Raw genomic sequence first — 278 nt, forward strand, 5'->3', positions numbered from 1 at the left:
GATCACCTTTAAGGCAGCATTTGGATTCTTTGAGTAGGCATTGATCGACAGAAAATTGGAACCGATCAGCCCCGTAGGGTCCTGGCCTTCCTTTCCGGCCCAGACCGGTAACGGGACAATCTTATAACTGTCCTTTGTGGAAGAGACTTCTGTATCGATCCGGAATTTGGAAGCCGACCAATCTGCCAGGCCGCCTGTTGATGGGTTTTTAGCGAAAAAATCGGAGGCACCCACATTGTTCGTAAACGTAAGGGCCTGAGAAGGGATGACCTGGTTCT

1 protein-coding gene is annotated in these 278 nt (G+C 50.0%); it reads right to left on the bottom strand.

The window, feature by feature from the left end:
- Positions 1–278: hypothetical protein (locus SB764_RS39635; RefSeq protein ID WP_410866701.1), on the bottom strand; the 278-nt coding region annotated here is incomplete at both ends.

Source organism: Paraburkholderia sp. SIMBA_027 (assembly GCF_046535315.1).
GTDB lineage: Bacteria > Pseudomonadota > Gammaproteobacteria > Burkholderiales > Burkholderiaceae > Paraburkholderia > Paraburkholderia tropica.